We start from the raw sequence: 18383 nt of genomic DNA on the forward strand, positions 1-18383 counted from the left end.
ATACAAAAGTATCAAAAAAATAATAAAAATAATGTCAATAGTCCTGGGTAGTATATTCATTATACTGCTTGCATTGGCATTATCGCTACAGCTGAAACCTGTACAAAATTTTGTTGCACAAAAGACCATCAAGTATTTATCCAAGGAGCTGGACACTAAAATCAGTTTAAAAAGTATTTATTTTAAACCCTTTAAATCAGTTGTGATAGAGGGCTTCGAAATTTATACCCCAGAAGGTCAAAAAATCATAAAATCCGAAAAAATAGAGGCAATTGTAAATCTATCCCAACTCATAGAATTGAACAGGGTTGTCATTAATAAGTTGAAGATTGAAAATACGGAAAGCAATTTCGAACAATTTAAGGATAGCAGCAATATCTCATTTTTAATCCGATATTTCAACCCGCCAAAGAAAGAGAAAAAGAAAAGTTCAAAAAAAATAATCTTTGATATTAAAGAACTTATTATCAACAACAACTCATTCAACTATGTTAACCACAGGCAAAAACACTATAATAAAGTTGTTGATTTTGGCGATTTAGGCATATCAAAATTAAATGCACACTTTAGTAATATTAAAATTGACTCCAATCGTATCTCAGCGGACATCAAAGGTTTCAATCTTAATGAAAAAAAAGGATTGGTTATTAAGGGACTCCTCGCCCATGCTTCAGTAAGTAACAAAAGCATTGAACTGACAGATCTCATGCTCACAACCAATCGTTCCACCGTCAAAAATTACATAAAATTAAGCTACAATAATTTCTCAGATTTTTCAGACTTTATCCATAAAGTCAATGTCGAGATACGTGCACGCGATTCGCGCATACACTCCGAAGATATTGCCCTCTTTTCATCCCCAATGCACCAGGTCAAGTTTGATGTAAAGATCAAAAAATCGAACCTGAAGGGCACTGTAGCAGCCATCAATGCCTCACAAGTAGATCTGACCATTGGAAAAAACACCAAATTAGCGGGCGACCTAAAAATTATAGGCCTACCTGATATAGACAAGACAGATTTTATTGTTCCCCATGTTTTTATTTCCTCTGAACATAGTGATCTCAAAAATATTATTAGTGAACTCGGTAATTTAAAAAACTTCAAACTTCCTGAGATTGTCACACTTTTCAATAAATTCACATTCAAAGGCAGCTTACTTGGAAAGTACAATAAGTTTAAAACCATTGGTGCCTTCGCTACTGACATTGGTAATGTAGAAGCTGATGGAGCACTAGACCTACGAAAAGAAATAAAATATGCCGGCAAATTTCAGTCTAAAAAATTTGATCTTGGTAAAGCTACCAAATTAAAAGATTTAGGCAGTTCTGGCTTCGATCTACAGCTCGATGGAACAGGTACCGATCCCAAGTATTTAAAACTTAATATAGCAGGTAATCTAACTAATTTCAGTTTTAAACAATATACCTATCAACAGATTCAGGTTAAAGGCGATATAGACAAACAATTATTTCTCGGTTCGGGAACAATACATGACCCACATCTTAGGTTACAGTTTACGACAGATATAGACTGGTCCGCCCAGCCTAACTATCACTTGGATGCGGATATACAACAGGCAAATTTAAAAAAGCTCAATTTCTTTCAAGGGGACTCAATTAATATTGTAGACACCAAATTACATACGAGCTTAATTGGGGATAACATCAATAATATTACCGGGGAATTTAAATCCGATAGTGTAAGTTTTACTTCCTCCAAGGGAAAGTTTGTGATCAAAAACATCAATTTCCTCGCAGAGGGAGATCAAGAAGCGCGGTCGTTAACACTGCAGTCCGCTATTGGCCATATAGACCTCAAAGGAAGAATTGATCTAAACACGATTGTCCCCTATTTTAAGGCATTAGCGATGCGTTACGCCCCTGCAATTGGATTTGAAAAGAATGACTTTAACCGTCAGGATTTTGACCTCAATATCAATATAAAATCTTTCAGACCTATTGCAACCTTCTTTAGAAAAGACATCGCCCTGGATAGTGGAGCAACATTGAATGCAAAATTTGCCAGCGAAAAGCAGACCGCAAATTTTAATTTTTATGCACCTGAATTTAAATACAATGGCATACGTCTCACCCATTTGATTATTGACCAAAATGCCAATCTTAAAAATATGGAACTACAGACTTCCATAGACCAGATCAATTTTACGGATAGCACTTACATCAAGAATGTAAATATCTCAAACACCTTAGTCAATGACAGTCTACAGTTCAACATAAAAATGTCAGAACTGGAAGCTAGCAATAGCTTAGATCTCAATGGCGTTATCCGTTTTGCCCATGCAAAACCAGCTTTCATCAATTTTTACCCATCCAATATACTTATCAACAAAGAACAGTGGCTTGTCAACAATGATGCACAATTAAAAATTTCAAAAGGCAAATGGTATTTTGAAAAACTCACATTGAGTCATGCTGAGCAGAAAGTGCATATTGATGGCATATTATCAAATGACGTTTCAGATCAAATCAATTTAAGATTCGAGGATTTTAATCTCAGTTCGCTCAATGGTATCACAAAACCACACGGTATCAATTTGTTAGGAAATTTAAATGGAAAGATTGAGGTTAATTCTGTTTTTAAGTCTCCATTTATCGTTGCCAACATCAAGACATCCCCCATCCTTTACAACAATATCCCAATAGGAGCATTAGCACTTAGTGCTAATTATGACCCTGAAAACCAATTGGTAAAACTAGATAGTAAAATAGAAGAAGGTGATAAATTAATTCAGTTAAGAGGTTCCTACAACCACCTAAGTGAAAATAACAAACTCAACCTTAAAGCAACGTTGGTTAATACAGATGTATTTGTTTTTCAACCGTTTCTGCGAAGTCTAGTTTCCAACATTAAAGGTAAGATAAATGCAGACCTTGACATAGAAGGTGATATCCTAAATCCAAAAATTAGTGGATCGGGAAAGCTTGACAATGCTTCGATGGTTATCAATTACCTCAAAACCCCCTATCGTCTTTCCGAAGAAATCAATGTGACCAACAATAGAATTTTCCTTACTGGTCTCAAAATATACGATCAAAAAAACAATATAGCGACAATCGACGGCATTGTTGATCTTAACAAATTAAGTGACCCGGATATAGATGTGACAGCCGAGGCAAAGAATTTCATGGTATTGAATACAACAATAAAAGATAACAATACTTACTATGGCACCGCTTATGCTTCCGGAACCTTCCAGTTTAAGGGATTGACATCAGCAATGAATATCAATATACGTGCTAAATCAGAAGAAAACACAGTCATCAATATACCTTTTAATAGCGCAAGTACAATTTCCGATAGTGATTTCATCTACTTTATAGAAAAAGACTCTACCAAAATCAAGAAAAATCAAAAGAAACGGGATTTTAATGGTTTGACGATGAATATGGATCTACTGATCACACCAAATGCTGAAATCAACCTTTTTTCAAGTATGGGGGAACTATCGGGCAAAGGAAATAGTAACCTGAATATGCGAATATCTTCACTGGGAGATTTTGAAATGTTCGGTGATTTCATCGTAAACAGTGGTAAGTTTAATTTCACCGCACAGGATTATATCAACAAAATATTTGACTTAAAGGAGGGTGGAACTGTACGATGGGCTGGCAATCCGACTGAAGCCAATATCAATATCAACGCAATATACCAACAGAGAACCAGCTTAGCTCCACTGTACAATGCTGCGGGAAGAGAGGAAAACCCTGAGCGTGTACTGGCGCAAGCGGACATGATTTTAAAAGGTCAATTGAGTCAACCCGATATTACATTTGACATCAATTTCCCACAGAACCCGGGCGTGAAGGACGAGCTGCAAGGGTATTTCTCTGATGCCAATAATGTCAACCAGCAAGCGCTCAGTTTAATTGTGAGACGTAGCTTCACCCCCGGAACACAAAGTGATTTTGGGAAAGAAGTCAACAATACATTACTATCAGCGGGCACCGAAATTGCTTTTAATCAAATCAATAATATCATCGCACAATCACTCAATATCAATTTCTTTGATATCAATATTAAATCACTGAATGACGCCTCTGCGTCCCTTCGTTTATTTAATGACAGGCTAGTTCTCACAGGCGGTATTTCGGATCGCAGGAGTCAGGCGTTAACAGATTTGAATGTATTCTCAGATCGTGTTTCAACGGATGCTGAAGCTATGTTTTATTTGCGCAAAGATGGTCGCCTTGTACTTAGAGCTTCCAACCGCCTAAACACAAGAAACTTTCTTCTTAGTCCAAACGATGGGGAATATATCAGCGCCTTTGGATTATTATATCGGCAGGAGTTTAACACCTTCTCTGAATTTCTGAAAAGGCTATTTCCATTGGGAAAAAAGAATAATTTCTTTATTCCAACCCAAACAGATGTAAAGAAAAGCCAGCCCAACTAATAATAGGCTGCTAAAATAATAGTAAAAGCTAGTCCAGTTATCCCATCACAATCAAAAAACTGAATGAATCAATAACTATCAAATGGTAAGATCAGAGCAAGGGATATATCTAGATCGCTTCTATAAATCAAAACGACCAACAGTATAAAGGAGACTTCATTGAAGGCATAAAAAAAGCCTTCCAAGATATTTGGAAGGCCTTCTTATAATAATGTTAAAAACCGCTTACGCTAATTTTTCGAATTCTTTAAATTCAATATCACTACTGTTCAATTTAACCAAACCTTTTAAGTGATCAAATACTTTCAAAGCTTTAGCTTCTTCGAACAAACGGTTACCTTGCTCTCTGTCTTGTAACAATTGAATTGCAAACTGATTCAATTGCTCATCAGAAGGCTCTTCATTGATATTGTACATTTTGATTTGTGCGTAGATACGTTCTTTCGCTAAATTGATTACCTCATCATATTTAACTTCAAGACCGTTTTCAGTAACGACACGGTTTTCGATGATTGTCCATTTCAAGTTGTTCAAGAAATCAGCAAATCCTTCGTTAAGCTCTTCTTCAGAAATACTAGGGTTAGTCGCTTTCAACCATCTTTTCAAAAACTCTTCAGGGAATTTTACGTCAACTTTGTCCATACCAAAAGTATACATATCGTTACGTAATTTTTGATCTGAGTTCTGCTTGAACAAGTTTTCTACTTCTTCTTTTACTTTTTCAGTAAATTGAGCTTCTTCAGTTACTTCACCTTCTGCAAACAATTTATCGAAAAATTCTTGGTTAAGATCAGCTTCTTCTAAACGGTTGATGTTTTTAACAGTCAATTCGAATTTTGTTACATCCAAAGCTGTAGCTTCTTCTTCAGTGATACCTAAGATACGTGCTAAATCTTCTGTTTTGAAAGCTTTCTTAACATCGATTTTAACAGCATCGTCTTTTTTAAGACCTACTAAAGATTTCTTGATTTTTGCATCTTCAACGATATCCGTACGGATCGAAGTTGTTTTCTCAAGACCTTCCTCTTTATCTTGTTTCAAGGTAGCATACAATACATCACCTTCTTCTGATACTTCTGGATTAGTCATCTTTCCATAACTACGACGTAAGTTTTTGATACGATCTGCCAAAGTCTCTTGATCAGCTTTGATATCGTAAACAGCAAACTCAGTCTCAGCAGTAAAAGGCAATTCAAAAGCAGGAGCTAAACCAATCTCATATTTAAAATTGAAATTGTCTTTATAATCCCAGCTATATTGTGCATCATCTTCCAAAGGAAGTGGCTGACCTAATACTTCTAATTTGTTCTCTGAAATGTAATTCGTGATTCTATCGTTCACCAATTTATTGATCTCATCAAATAAAATAGATTTACCATAAGTACGTCTGATATGTCCCACTGGAACCTGACCTGGACGGAAACCTGGTAATTTTGCCTTTTTAGCTTGCGCTTTAATCTCTTTGTCGACTTGAGGATTATAATCTTCAGGTGCTAATGCGACGTTGATTACCGCATTGATTGCATCTACATTCTCGTGTGAAATATTCATACTCTTTTTAGCTATATCGCATTCATAAAAAAATCCTCCCGAGGTTTTAAGTTCGGGAGGACATCAAGTGCGGAAGAAGGGACTCGAACCCCCACGCCTTGCGGCGCCAGATCCTAAGTCTGGTGCGGCTACCAATTACGCCACTTCCGCATTAGGATTTCTTTTGATGCCACAAAGATAGAAACCAAACCTATATCTTGCAAGTATTTTCCACTCTTTTTTTTATTTTTTTTCAATATTCTTTCTACCTCTTGCATAATTCATTATTATTCATTTACTTTGAATATCAAAGTACTTTTATGGAACAAAAAGATTTATTTAAAGAGCTTGGAGAGATCAGATTATTGATGGAGAAATCCTCCAAATTTGTTTCGATAAGCGGTTTGTCAGGTGTTCTTATCGGCTGCTATGCGTTATTAGGAACTTTACTTGGCTACTATGCGATAGCAAGTCCCGAAGCTGTGATCAATCGGTTCGCCTCTGGTCTGACTATTCCTACACTCTTTTTAATAGTTGCTCTATTGATTCTGGCGCTCTCATTAGTGACAGGATGGTTAATGGCTCGAAAGAAAGCTAAAAAAAATAAGCAGTCGATTTGGAACATTACCAGCAAATCTCTTTTATTTGCAGTTTCAATCCCTTTGATAACTGGAGGAGTTTTAGCGTTAGTCCTACTTTCTCAAGGTCATTATCATTTGATTGCTGGAATACTGCTTATTTTCTATGGCTTGGCTTTAGCTGCTGGCAGCATTTATACCTTCACAGAAGTAAAATGGTTAGGCATACTAGAAATATGCTTAGGTTTAATGGCAGTATGTCTTCCAGACCACGGACTGATGTTATGGGGATTAGGATTTGGTGTGTTACATATCATCTATGGTTTTATCGTTTACAAAAAGTACGAATCGTGAAATTAGATCTTTCTTTATATGACAAAATATTCGAAAATAGAGTCCGCTTACAAATTATGAGCATTCTTGCAGTGAATGAAGAATATGACTTCAATTCGTTCAAAGAAGTATTGGAAGTAACTGATGGAAATCTAGCCTCCAACCTCAAGACCCTGGAGAAGGAAGAGTATATTGTCGTGGAGAAAAGTTTTGTTGACCGGAAACCCAATACCAAATATAAAAGGACAACAAAAGGTTTAAAAGCATTTGAAAACCACCTTATTGCATTAGAAAATTTAATAAAACAACAATATAAATAATTTTTTTACCCAAACACTTTGAAATTCAAAGTACTTTTAAAACAATAAAACATGAAAGGAATTCGATTAAAACTCATGCTCCATCTCTACAACTGGTCTTCCAAAGTGTATGCAGATATTTTCAAATGGAACAAAAAAGCATGGGGAATTAGCAAAGAGGAATTTTTAACCTACCCAATTGGGAGCATTGGCCATAGTTTGGGTCTCTTTTATGCAAGCAAGGGATTTGATGTCATGCCGAAATTGGAAAATCACGATGTCTTCCATATTATAACGGGAACGGGAACTGAAATTCAAGATGAAATTGCCATGCAATATCTTCTGTTGGGTAACGGAAAAGTCAGTCTATACTTAATGGGAATGATCGCGATTGGTGGCATCCTGTTTCCAGAACATTTTAAATATTACAAGAAAACCTTCCAGAAAGGCCGATCCCTACAAAGATTCCACCATATTGAATTCAAAGAGATACTTCATTATCAGCTTACCGAACTCCAAATTGCATTATACAGTAAAAATATTCAGGTTGATTTAAACAAATGAAATCATGGAAAACCAAAATACACCCCAAAGCTCATTTGCAGCAGAACAGTATTCGCTTTTTGACAAAATTAGCAACTCAACTGTCCTAAAATTATTTGTCATCTTATTTCTTTCACTACTATTGCTCATACCACTGACATTGATCAGCGATCTAATTGAAGAACGTAAAACTCGCGAGCAAAGCGTATCCGAAGGTATTGCGCTTAATTGGGGCCAAGAGCAGGTCATCTCCGGTCCCGTCGTAGCAATCCCCTACAGCGAAATTATTCAGAAGCCCGCTGAAAAAAGTAAAAACTCAGTAACATTAGCATACAAACAAACAAAGTGGATATTTATTCTGCCCCAAAGCTCGAATATCAGCACAGACATCAGCCCGCAGCATCTTTCCAGAGGGATCTATAATACTGTGGTATATAACAGTCATATCTCGATCGAAGGTAGCTTTAATAAAATCGATCTAACAAAGCTGGAAATCCCAATTGAAAAGATTGATTGGAAAGGAAGTCGATTAGTATTTGGTATACAAGATTTTAAGGGTTTAGGTAAACGCCCTGTTCTCAAATGGAATGGTCTAGAGTCAGCTTTCGATCCTGATTTCAACAACCTCAAACTATTCAATCAAAATTTGGTCTGCCCAATTTCAATCAATCCCCAAAGCGAGAGCCTTTTCAAAATCACACTGGACCTAAAAGGTTCAAAATCATTAAATTTTGTCCCACTCGGTGATCAAACAAATATTTCCGCAAAAGGGAATTGGGCTAATCCGAGTTTTGTCGGTGCATTCTTACCAACTAAGCGATCAGTCGACAACGCCAATTTTTCAGCATCTTGGGAGATCCCTTCTTTTAGCCGCAAGCTGCCCCAACAATGGTCAGGAGATATTTATCCAATCTATCTTTTCGAAAAAAACAGGGCCAACCTGACAGATGAAGTTGAGTCGCCCCAGCCCACTGCCCCTGCTGCATCTGATACAAACGTACCTAGTGACATGTTGGTCAATTCGGATATGATCACTATCAATTTTCTGCCAGATATCAATAACTATCAAAAAACGACACGGGTTGCTAAATACGGTATTTTGATCATCCTTTTAACATTTACTTCGCTCCTATTCACCGAAATCATCAAGAAAAAAAGAATCCATATCATCCAATATGTACTAATTGGAGCAGCCATGGTACTCTTTTATACACTATTATTAGCATTATCAGAACATATCGGATTTAATCTCGCGTATTTAATCGCAGCAATCGCGACCGTAATGCTCATTGCAAGTTTTATAAAAGCGATTACAAAAGATCTTAAATCTGCACTTTTACTCGGGTCTATTTTGGGTACGTTCTATTTATTCATCTATGTACTCATGCAACTTAGAGATTACTCACTCATCGCGGGAACGATCGGAATCTTTATTATTTTGGCAATCCTGATGCGTGTTTCCACAAAAATTAATTGGTATCAATTTGACAACAATCATGCTGATCAATAAGCAACATCTCAAAATCTATTGTGTCATTATCGGCATATTGCTCAAGAAATAAACTTATCCGAACAAATGGCCGTCTTTTTACTAAATAAGACGGCTATTTTCATCCTTTGCTTAGCTTTTAGTAGCAAAATCTGTAACTTGCGAGGACATTTTTCAGCATTATATATATGAAAAAACTTACAATATTTACATTAGCGATTATGGCATGCAACCTCAGCAATGCGCAAGAAAGCAAAGGTGGAAAATCCAATGTTAAGATGGTTACTGAAACACCACAGCCGATTAACCCTAGCACCCTTTGGGATCTCGGACGTGTATCGGCTGAAGGACTTTCTTCAGATGGCAAAACATTGCTGTACGGTGTTTCTAATTACAACCCGGAAAGCAATACGAGTGAGAGGAATCTTTATACGATCTCATTAGCCAATGGTGCCGGTGGTCAATTTACGGATCAGAAAGGAGGCGAAGCTGTAGTCCAGATCGAACAAAATGGGGATGTTATTTATCTATCGAAAGGCCACTTGTGGAAAAAAAATCTGACAAAAGGAGAGGCAACTCAGCTGACATCCGGTGAGATGGCTTTGGAAAATGTCAAATTTTCTCCCGATGGAACACATATTCTTTTTAGCCAATCTGTATTAATCAAAAAATACCATAGCACAGATAAATACCCAGAATTGCCAAAATCGGATGCCTATATTTATGACAACTTAGATTATAGACATTGGGATACATTCAATGATGGAAAATTCAATCACCCTTTTGTTGCCAGCTACAGCAATGGAAAGATAGGCGATCCCGTTGATCTACTGAAGGATCAACCTTACTACAGTCCGCAGGCACCTTTCGGTGGTGCAGAAGATTTCATTTGGTCTCCAGACAGCAAGGCGATATTATATGTTTGCAAGAAAAAATTCGGGACAGATTATGCCGTGAGTACCAATACAGATATTTATCGTTATGAATTATCTTCTGGTACAACCACCAATCTTACCGAAGGCATGAATGGCTATGACATTGCACCAAGTTATTCTCCAGATGGTAAAAGTTTAACTTGGCTCAGTATGAAAACCGATGGTTATGAGTCCGACAAAAATGACATCATCCTATTTGATAAAAGCAGTTCAATCCGATTAAATTTAACAGCACACTGGGATGGTACAGTCAATAGTTTTATCTGGAGCAATGATAATCGCAAAATATACTTTACTGCTGCTACCAAAGGTACTGTGCAGTTATTTGAATTAGAGGTACCTTCGAATATAAAGTCAAAAAGTCTTCCAAAGATCCAACAAATTTCTACAGGAGACTTTGATATTACGGGGATTGTTGGTCAAACCGGAGATAAGCTGATTGTTACTTTGACCAAATTCACGCGCGCCACCGAAGTCTTTAGCTTTGATCTCAAAAACAAATCTTTGACAGCGGTCACAAAGGTCAATGACGACAAGTATGCAGCAATTGCGGAAAACAAAATTGAAAGACGTATTACAAAAGCCTCCGATGGTGCTGATTTATTTTCATGGGTAATTTATCCTCCAAATTTTGATCCTGCAAAAAAATACCCAACTATACTCTACTGTGAAGGTGGCCCACAATCTGCGCTCACGCAGTTTTATTCTTTCCGTTGGAACCTGCAATTAATTGCTTCACAAGGTTACATTGTTATCGCACCAAATCGTAGAGGCATGCCCGGCTGGGGAGTAAAATGGAATGAGGCAATTTCCCAAGATTGGGGCGGACAACCCATCAGAGACTATTTATCCGCTATAGACGACATATCCAAAGAAACATATGTCGATACAGCACGTAGAGCGGCAATTGGCGCAAGTTATGGTGGTTATTCCGTTTACCAGTTAGCCGGAGTCCATCAAAATCGTTTCAAAACATTCATTGCACATAACGGCTTATTCGATATGAGAAGTTGGTATGGTACAACGGAAGAATTGTTCTTTGCCAATCATGAATTGGGGGGTGCCTATTGGGATAGCAAAAATGAAAAATCTTATACCCAATTTAATCCGATTGAGAAAGCAAATAACTGGCATACGCCTATTCTGATTTTTCAAGGCGGAAAAGATTACCGTGTCCCTATTGGACAAGGTTTAGCAGCCTTTCAACTTGCTCAGTTGAAAAAAATAAAGAGCAGACTTGTTTATCTTCCTGATGAAAACCACTGGGTACTGTCAGGACACAATGCTCAGGTCTGGCAAAGAGAATTCTTTACTTGGCTTAAAGAAACCCTCTAATAACGCTGTAAAATCAGATAGTGAGATAATATACACTACTGATAATATCGCTAGTAAAATATTGCAATTGCGAAAATTAACGCCACTTATTGAGTGGCGTTAATTTGATTTAATGACTGACCATAAAGTAAACCCGATATTTCTGGATTCAGGATTATTGATTTCCCTTTCAAATTGACCATCCGCAGGGGCTGTAATCTATTTCATTCCATCTTTTTCGATTATTTCAGATAACAAAGGACCAAGTTAACTATTGATTAACACCTACTTATCTATTAAAAGGGAGATTACGGGGTATTAACAAGGGTATAACAGGGGGTTAACAGGGGTATATCCCTATTAACCCTCTGTTAGTACCCTATAAAAATAGTGTTAATAGAGTTTTAATATTGGATATGGTATCAACTTGGTCATAAGTTAAGCACCAGCAATGATAAACAACCTAGATAAAAATACACCAGGTGATTTCATAAAATAGCCCCAATGCCCCTTAAAAGAATATTTAACACCGTTAGCGCTTACCTGTAGCCGACTAAAATACGATGCACAGCCATAGAAAAACGTAACCCAAAAACAGTAAAGCAGAACTTCTGAACAGAAAAAAGGAAAAAGTCGCAGGACAGTTTGTCGGTGACAATAGTAGCGTATTTGAGAGCTATTCAGGTGCGACGTAACTTCCACTCTGATGGGAGCATAATTCCAGCATCCAAAGAAGCCTTATATAGAAAAAGCCTGCAAATTGCAGGCTTTTTTATGTTACAAATCTGTGATACGTACAAAAGGTCTATTTCTCACCTTTTTTTCCAAAAATAGAAAGCTTAATATATTTACCAGGTTTCTCCTTGACATCCTTCATCAGATTATCCATTTCTTTAGATGCATTATTCAGATTGCGGTATAATTCCTCATCATTAAGCAATAAGCCAATTGATCCTTTACCACTATTGATCTTACTCGTAATATTTTGAAAATCGGACATTGTCGCATTTACCTTGTTCATGGTTTGTTCAAAATCCAATCGTGCCGCTTTATCTGTTATATTATTTAGATTAGCCATTATTGCGTTGATTTTCTCACCATTTTGTGAGAAATTGGATGTGATCGATTCCAGATTGGCCATAATTCTATTTAGCCTTCCCTTTTCATTTCCCACGAGCCCCTCCACGTCTTTGGTGATTCCTTCAACATTTTTCAGTGAAGTGGATATGCTATGAATACTATTCTTAAAATCATCTTGAAATTGCTTATCTAGCACCGTATTCACCACAGTCAATGTAGAGTCAAGTTTGATGGTAATTGTTTCAATACGCTTTTGGATGGGTTCAACTTTATCCATGATATTCGGTTGGATACCCGAATTTAGAAAATCACCATCTTTGGCCATTTCTGTGCTATTACCCATCTCAAAAACAATTGCCTTGCTACCCAATAGATCTGTACTGGAAATCCGAGCGATAGTATTCTTAGGGATTTTATAATGGGAATGGATTTTAAATTCCGTTTTTATCTTGCCATCTGGTTGTAAGGTCATTTTTGACACCCGTCCTATCTGATAACCGTTAACTAAAACCGGCTTGGAAGCGGTCAACCCGTCTACTGTATGGTAAGTGGTATAAAATGTATTATCACTACTGAAGACGTCGTTTCCTTTTAAAAAACTATACCCTATAAATAATAGAGCAATTGCAACTGTTGCTAATATGCCGACTTTTGTTTCATTTGATATTTTCACAAATCATTTTTTTTGTAATGCATCATTAATATAACTTTAAAACAGCATAAAAGCAAATCTGTTTAGCGTTCAACAGAATTTTTATAAATTTTTAAAGCCGAAACCAAATTATTGACAATTTCTTGTTGCCCTTCATCCGATAAAAGATAGCTTTCCTCTTCCCTATTACTGATAAATCCGATTTCTGTCAAAACAGCTGGCATTCCTGCCTCTGCTAATACCGCTAATCCTTTTTCCCAGAACCCACGGCTATGTCTTCCCGCTTTCACGTACTCTCCCTCAATCATCTGTGCCAAACGAATACTTTTTTCACGGAATCTGTTTTTCATCAATGAAAAAATAATAGCACTTTCAGGGTCTTTAGGATCAAATCCCTGGTAATTTTCTTTATAATTTGATTCGAGCAATAACGATGCATTCTCACGGACAGCAGCATCCTGTTGCCCTAAACGATGCGAACCGGAAACCAAGCTTTCTGTACCATGGGCACTAGAACCACCTGAATTACAGTGAATAGAAATAAATAAATCCGCTTTGTTAGCATTCGCCAAACGAATACGTTTATACAATTCCACAAATTCATCAGAAGTCCGCGTGTAGATAATCTTAACTCCAGGAATATCTTTTTGAATTTGTCGGCCGAGCTTTAACGCCACGTCCAACGCTACATTCTTTTCTAGGGATCGACGGCCCTGTGCACCGGTATCTTTTCCACCATGCCCAGCATCAATAACGATGGTTTTAATCTGATAGTCGGGTGGTTCGGGTTGGCCGTTGTTTAATTTGAAAGAATTCAATAAAAAAAATCCCAAAGTAGCCAACATAATGCTACACCATTTTCTAATTCTTAAATCTGATTTCATTGAATATTTATTTGCTCTACTATAAACGATACAAAATGAGTCAATATTATTTCTTTAATAGATAACGATATTTAACATATTTTCTATTTGTTTTTTGACTAATTTTGTCCTTCGAAGTTTAACATTATTTCACAAAAATAACATTTGTCTTTAATTTTGAAGTCGTTAATCAACATTTTAACACTATTTATCATTCTTGCAATGAGCAATTCAACATTAGCTCAGAGCAATATTCCATTAAAACAGAACGGACTTCAAAGTAAGGACCCTGTCTCGGCGACCAGTAAACTGCAGGATACAACAAAAATAAAACCTGCTGATTCTACTAAATCCGGACAGGATACCACGAAGAAAAAAGGCAATGGATTGCAGGCGGAAGTCAGCATCATCGCAGTCGATTCCCAAAAATCGGAAGTAGCAAAGAATATTAGCCATTTATATCGTGGTGCAAAAGTAAAATATCAAGATTTTGAACTTTCAGCTGATTACATCCGACTCGACCGCAATCAAAAAAAGATTTTCGCATCAGGCATCTATGATAAAAGCGGCAAATATGTAGGCCGTCCTATTGTTATTATGGGAAATGGCGAATCTCCTAAAACGGTAGATTCCCTCTATTATGATTACGAAAAGCAGGAAGGTAATACCTATGGTATTATGACCGAGGTAGATGGAGGCTTTATCCAAGCCAATATCGTCCGAAAGAATATCTATGATGAGATGTCAATCTACAAGGGACTCTATAGTACTTGTAATTTACCGGAGCCACACACCCATTTTGGTATACATATATCCAAAGGAATTGTGACCAAAAATCAGATCATTTCCGGTCCTGCCTATTTAGTGGTGATGGGTGTCCCTATGCCTGTAGCCTTCCCTTTTGCATTTTTCCCTAAACCCGATAAAAGAGCATCAGGATTTCTTTTCCCATCTTTTGGTGAAGATTATACGCGAGGTTTCTCCATGCGTGACATTGGTTGGTATCTGGCTTTCAACGATTACTGGGATAGTGAAATTAGGGGGTCATTGTATTCAAAAGGCTCATGGGAAGTATCCATGAATACACGTTATACCGTAAATTATAAATTTAACGGTGGATTTAATATACGTTATGCAAATACGAAAACAGGGGTGGAAGGAACAAAAGATTACGGTTCCAATAAAGACTTCAATGTAACCTGGAATCATACCCAACGTCAAGAAGCTAACCCGGGAACATCTTTTTCTGCTAGTGTAAACTTTGGTACAACATCTTTCTTCCAAAACACCGGTACAGGTAGTGCACAAAATAATTACGAGAATTTAGCTCGTAACAGAATGGGGTCGTCCATCAGTTATGGAAAAGTGTTTGCCGATGGAAAAGTAAATCTAACAGCAAGTTTAACTCATAGTCAGAATATGGCTGACAGGAGTATTCAGTTAAGTTTACCAAATATCAGTTTAAACGTTTCTTCATTCAATCCCTTTGACAGCAAAGACCGGGTAGGTGAACAAAAATGGTATCAACGGATCAATGTTGGTTATAGTCTTCAGGCACAGAATACCGTCAATACCAAAGACAGCTTGTTGTTTAGTTCCGGAGGTTTCAAAAGATTCCAGAATGGTTTCCAACATAATATTCCGATCAGCTTATCACTTAATGCTTTTAAATACTTTCAATTCAATACCAGTGTAAACTACACCGAACGTTGGTATTTCCAAAGTACCAGACAACGGATCGACAACACACCTGCGGGGTATAAACAACGCCTTGATACGCTACAGGGATTTAATCGTGCTTACGATTACTCTGTATCTACTGGTCTTTCGACCAAGATATACGGTATGTATCCAAAGATCGGAAAGATCGAAGCGATCAGACACGTGGTCACACCGTCTATCAATTTTAACTACAGACCAGATTTCTCAGATCCACGTTATGGATTCTATCAACAATATAATGATCAATATGGCAATCGTAACGTATACTCCATCTTTGCACAGGGAGTATATGGTTCACCTTCTGCCGGAAAATCTGCGGGTATAGGCTTCTCAATTGACAACAATATTGAGGCCAAGGTAAAGAGCAAATCTGACACCACCGATGGTGGTTTCAAAAAGATACCAATTCTCCAAGGCTTGACTTTTAGTGGAAATTACAATTTTGTTGCCGATTCATTAAAACTATCTCCGATCACTTTCTCCGGTCGGACAGCATTTTTCGACCAGAAGATGAATGTCAACTTCAATGGTACATTTGACCCCTACTCCATCGACAATAATGGTGTGCGTATTAATAGATATGCGATCAAAGATGGAAGTTTGGCCCGTCTGACAAATTTCGGTTTATCCTTTGACTATAGTCTAAATCCGAAAGCGGCCAAATCACGTGGTGACAACATCGATTCACTGAGAAAGCAAATGTCCAATGCTGGAATGACCCCAGAGCAGGCACAGGCTTTGGCCCGAATCAGTTCCGACCCCAATGCTTTTGTAGACTTTAATATTCCCTGGAACCTAGCGGCTTCGTTCAGTTTTAATATGTCCAAGTTCTTTAATACGAGTACACGACGCATGGACAATCAGATTACGAGTACACTGAATTTACATGGTGACTTTAGTGTTACACCGAAATGGAAAGTAACATTTCAATCCGGGTACGATTTCAAACAAAAAGAAGTTGTCATGACTTCCTTCAATATCTATCGAGATTTACACTGTTGGGATATGTCCTTTGGGTGGATGCCATTTGGACGATATCGAAGTTATAATGTCACCATTCGAGCGAAGGCATCCATATTGCAAGATCTCAAATTGACAAAAAGAGCAAGTTCTGGAGGCGGTTATTTTTAAAATAACCGCTTTTTTTATGCAATTAATCCAGTATAAACCCAAAAATTCAAACCCAGTTACTACGCCAAAAGGACCATCTTTAAATTCTTTTAATCAAAACAATTTTAGCGTATAGTTGATCCATAATTTTATGTAAGTTTATACTATGAAAGCAGAAATTATTACGATCGGAGATGAGATTCTGATAGGTCAGATTATCGATACCAACTCCAGCTGGATTGCACAACAATTGGGAAAATTCGAGATAGATGTTGTCCAGATGACATCCATTCCCGACACGGAGGAAGCTATTTTCAACACATTAAAAAGCGCATCCACAAGAGCCGATTTGATTTTAATTACTGGGGGGCTTGGTCCAACTAAAGACGATGTTACGAAAAAAACTGCAGCAAAATATTTTGGCACAACATTAATCCGTGACGAAAAAGTACTCCAACATGTAACAAGTTTCTTTGAGTCCCGCAATATGGAAATGCTAGAGATTAATCGACAGCAAGCAGATGTTTTTGCAAACTGTGAAATATTATTCAACGATTATGGTACAGCACCAGGTATGTTGGTTTCTGAGGCACAAAAACACTATATTTTTATGCCCGGTGTACCATTTGAAATGAAACATCTCATGGAACAGCGTGTCTTCCCCTTGATTGAACAACAAAATAAAGATATCTTCATCCATCACGAAACCATACTTGTAGGCGGTATCGGAGAGTCTTATCTTGCTGAAGAAATAAAGGATATTGAAGAAGAACTTCCTTCAACTATTAAATTGGCTTATTTACCCACATTAGCTTTTATTCGTCTCCGGCTTTCCGGAAAAAGCAGAAACAAATCGGATATTATTCAAGAAGTAAAGCTCTTTAAGAGTAAACTTTTGAATCGCTTAAAAAATTATGTAATTGCGGATTACGACACCACTATTGAAGCATATTTAATTAAGCAATTTACTCAACAGCGACTGACCTTGACTACAGCTGAAAGCTGTACAGGCGGAAGTCTGGCGGCTTCATTAACAGCAAATCCCGGAAGTAGCGAAATCTTCGTCGGAGGAACAATCCCCTACTCCAATAGACTAAAACAGCAATTGCTAAACGTCCATGAAACAACTTTGGAGCAATTTGGCGCTGTCAGTGAGCAGACGGCTGTAGAAATGGCTGCAGGCGCAAAAGCAAAATTCAACACGGACTATGCCATTGCGACAACAGGGATAGCGGGTCCGGGCGGCGGTTCTGTTGAGAAACCTGTAGGGACAGTCTGGGTGGCGGTAGCGGGAAAAAAAGAAGTGATCACAAAGAAATTTCAATTCAACAACGATAGGCGCATAAACATCGAACGTACGCGCATGAATGCCCTTCTCCTGCTCTGGAAACTACTGGTAAAAGAAGAAGGGTCAAAATTCGAGTAACTTAAAATAAAATTTTAATAAAATCGTTTTTTAAGGAATAATATTTCAAATTGTTGAAAGTAAACCACAATTTAATTAACTTCGTTTTTCTA

General features: G+C 37.4%; 11 protein-coding genes and 1 tRNA gene. 8 read left to right on the forward strand and 4 right to left on the reverse strand.

The window, feature by feature from the left end:
• Positions 1 to 31 precede the first annotated feature (31 nt).
• A complete protein-coding gene (locus tag ABFX33_RS02580) occupies positions 32 to 4417 on the forward strand; it encodes a translocation/assembly module TamB domain-containing protein (protein WP_346084109.1) in 4386 nt (1461 codons plus the stop codon).
• A 225-nt stretch (positions 4418 to 4642) separates the two neighbouring features.
• Here the strand turns inward: ABFX33_RS02580 and ABFX33_RS02585 are convergent, their stop codons facing one another.
• A complete protein-coding gene (locus tag ABFX33_RS02585; protein WP_346084111.1) occupies positions 4643 to 5968 on the reverse strand; it encodes a trigger factor in 1326 nt (441 codons plus the stop codon).
• A gap of 68 nt (positions 5969 to 6036) precedes the next feature.
• Positions 6037 to 6118, reverse strand: a tRNA-Leu gene (locus ABFX33_RS02590).
• Between the two features lie 149 nt (positions 6119 to 6267).
• On the opposite strand from ABFX33_RS02590, the gene ABFX33_RS02595 reads away from it, so the two are divergent.
• The 5 genes from ABFX33_RS02595 to ABFX33_RS02615 all read left to right on the forward strand — a co-directional run bounded on the left by ABFX33_RS02595 (position 6268) and on the right by ABFX33_RS02615 (position 11459).
• The gene (locus ABFX33_RS02595) at positions 6268 to 6879 is read left to right on the forward strand and encodes a hypothetical protein (RefSeq protein ID WP_346084113.1); all 612 of its coding nucleotides are present in this window, start codon (positions 6268 to 6270) and stop codon (positions 6877 to 6879) included.
• Positions 6876 to 7178 carry a winged helix-turn-helix domain-containing protein gene (locus ABFX33_RS02600; protein WP_257093123.1) on the forward strand — a complete coding sequence of 101 codons (303 nt, stop codon included), beginning with the start codon at positions 6876 to 6878 and terminating at the stop codon, positions 7176 to 7178. Before ABFX33_RS02595 ends, ABFX33_RS02600 begins: the two co-directional genes overlap by 4 nt.
• 51 nt (positions 7179 to 7229) lie before the next feature.
• Positions 7230 to 7721, forward strand: a complete 492-nt coding sequence (locus tag ABFX33_RS02605; RefSeq protein WP_120259564.1) for a Coq4 family protein — start codon at positions 7230 to 7232, stop codon at positions 7719 to 7721.
• A 4-nt stretch (positions 7722 to 7725) separates the two neighbouring features.
• Entirely contained in the window at positions 7726 to 9210 is a 1485-nt protein-coding gene (gene creD / locus ABFX33_RS02610; protein WP_346084115.1) for a cell envelope integrity protein CreD, read from the forward strand.
• A 167-nt stretch (positions 9211 to 9377) separates the two neighbouring features.
• Positions 9378 to 11459, forward strand: a complete 2082-nt coding sequence (locus tag ABFX33_RS02615) for a S9 family peptidase (protein ID WP_346084117.1) — start codon at positions 9378 to 9380, stop codon at positions 11457 to 11459.
• Between the two features lie 784 nt (positions 11460 to 12243).
• Here the strand turns inward: ABFX33_RS02615 and ABFX33_RS02620 are convergent.
• Both ABFX33_RS02620 and ABFX33_RS02625 read right to left on the reverse strand, forming a co-directional pair.
• On the reverse strand, positions 12244 to 13191 hold the full coding sequence (locus tag ABFX33_RS02620; RefSeq protein WP_346084119.1) for an MlaD family protein: 948 nt from the start codon (positions 13189 to 13191) through the stop codon (positions 12244 to 12246).
• A gap of 62 nt (positions 13192 to 13253) precedes the next feature.
• Positions 13254 to 14054 (reverse strand): N-acetylmuramoyl-L-alanine amidase family protein, encoded by an 801-nt coding sequence (locus ABFX33_RS02625; RefSeq protein WP_244211742.1) that lies wholly within the window; start codon positions 14052 to 14054, stop codon positions 13254 to 13256.
• A 201-nt stretch (positions 14055 to 14255) separates the two neighbouring features.
• Between ABFX33_RS02625 and ABFX33_RS02630 the strand changes: the two genes are divergently transcribed.
• Positions 14256 to 16886, forward strand: coding sequence for a putative LPS assembly protein LptD (locus tag ABFX33_RS02630; protein WP_346084121.1), 2631 nt, complete (start codon positions 14256 to 14258; stop codon positions 16884 to 16886).
• Positions 16887 to 17031: 145 nt separating this feature from the next.
• Positions 17032 to 18291: a competence/damage-inducible protein A gene (locus tag ABFX33_RS02635; RefSeq protein ID WP_346084123.1), complete on the forward strand. Its 1260-nt coding sequence runs from the start codon at positions 17032 to 17034 to the stop codon at positions 18289 to 18291.
• Positions 18292 to 18383: the final 92 nt, after the last annotated feature.

Source organism: Sphingobacterium ginsenosidimutans, from assembly GCF_039536865.1.
Lineage (GTDB): Bacteria > Bacteroidota > Bacteroidia > Sphingobacteriales > Sphingobacteriaceae > Sphingobacterium > Sphingobacterium detergens.

Excerpts from the sequence above, each read along its gene's own strand:
- ABFX33_RS02580 (WP_346084109.1), top strand. The coding sequence starts at position 32 with ATGTCAATAGTCCTGGGTAGTATATTCATTATACTGCTTGCATTGGCA.
- ABFX33_RS02585 (WP_346084111.1), bottom strand. The coding sequence starts at position 5,968 with ATGAATATTTCACACGAGAATGTAGATGCAATCAATGCGGTAATCAAC.
- ABFX33_RS02595 (WP_346084113.1), top strand. The coding sequence starts at position 6,268 with ATGGAACAAAAAGATTTATTTAAAGAGCTTGGAGAGATCAGATTATTG.
- ABFX33_RS02605 (WP_120259564.1), top strand. The coding sequence starts at position 7,230 with ATGAAAGGAATTCGATTAAAACTCATGCTCCATCTCTACAACTGGTCT.
- creD (WP_346084115.1), top strand. The coding sequence starts at position 7,726 with ATGGAAAACCAAAATACACCCCAAAGCTCATTTGCAGCAGAACAGTAT.
- ABFX33_RS02615 (WP_346084117.1), top strand. The coding sequence starts at position 9,378 with ATGAAAAAACTTACAATATTTACATTAGCGATTATGGCATGCAACCTC.
- ABFX33_RS02625 (WP_244211742.1), bottom strand. The coding sequence starts at position 14,054 with ATGAAATCAGATTTAAGAATTAGAAAATGGTGTAGCATTATGTTGGCT.
- ABFX33_RS02630 (WP_346084121.1), top strand. The coding sequence starts at position 14,256 with ATGAGCAATTCAACATTAGCTCAGAGCAATATTCCATTAAAACAGAAC.
- ABFX33_RS02635 (WP_346084123.1), top strand. The coding sequence starts at position 17,032 with ATGAAAGCAGAAATTATTACGATCGGAGATGAGATTCTGATAGGTCAG.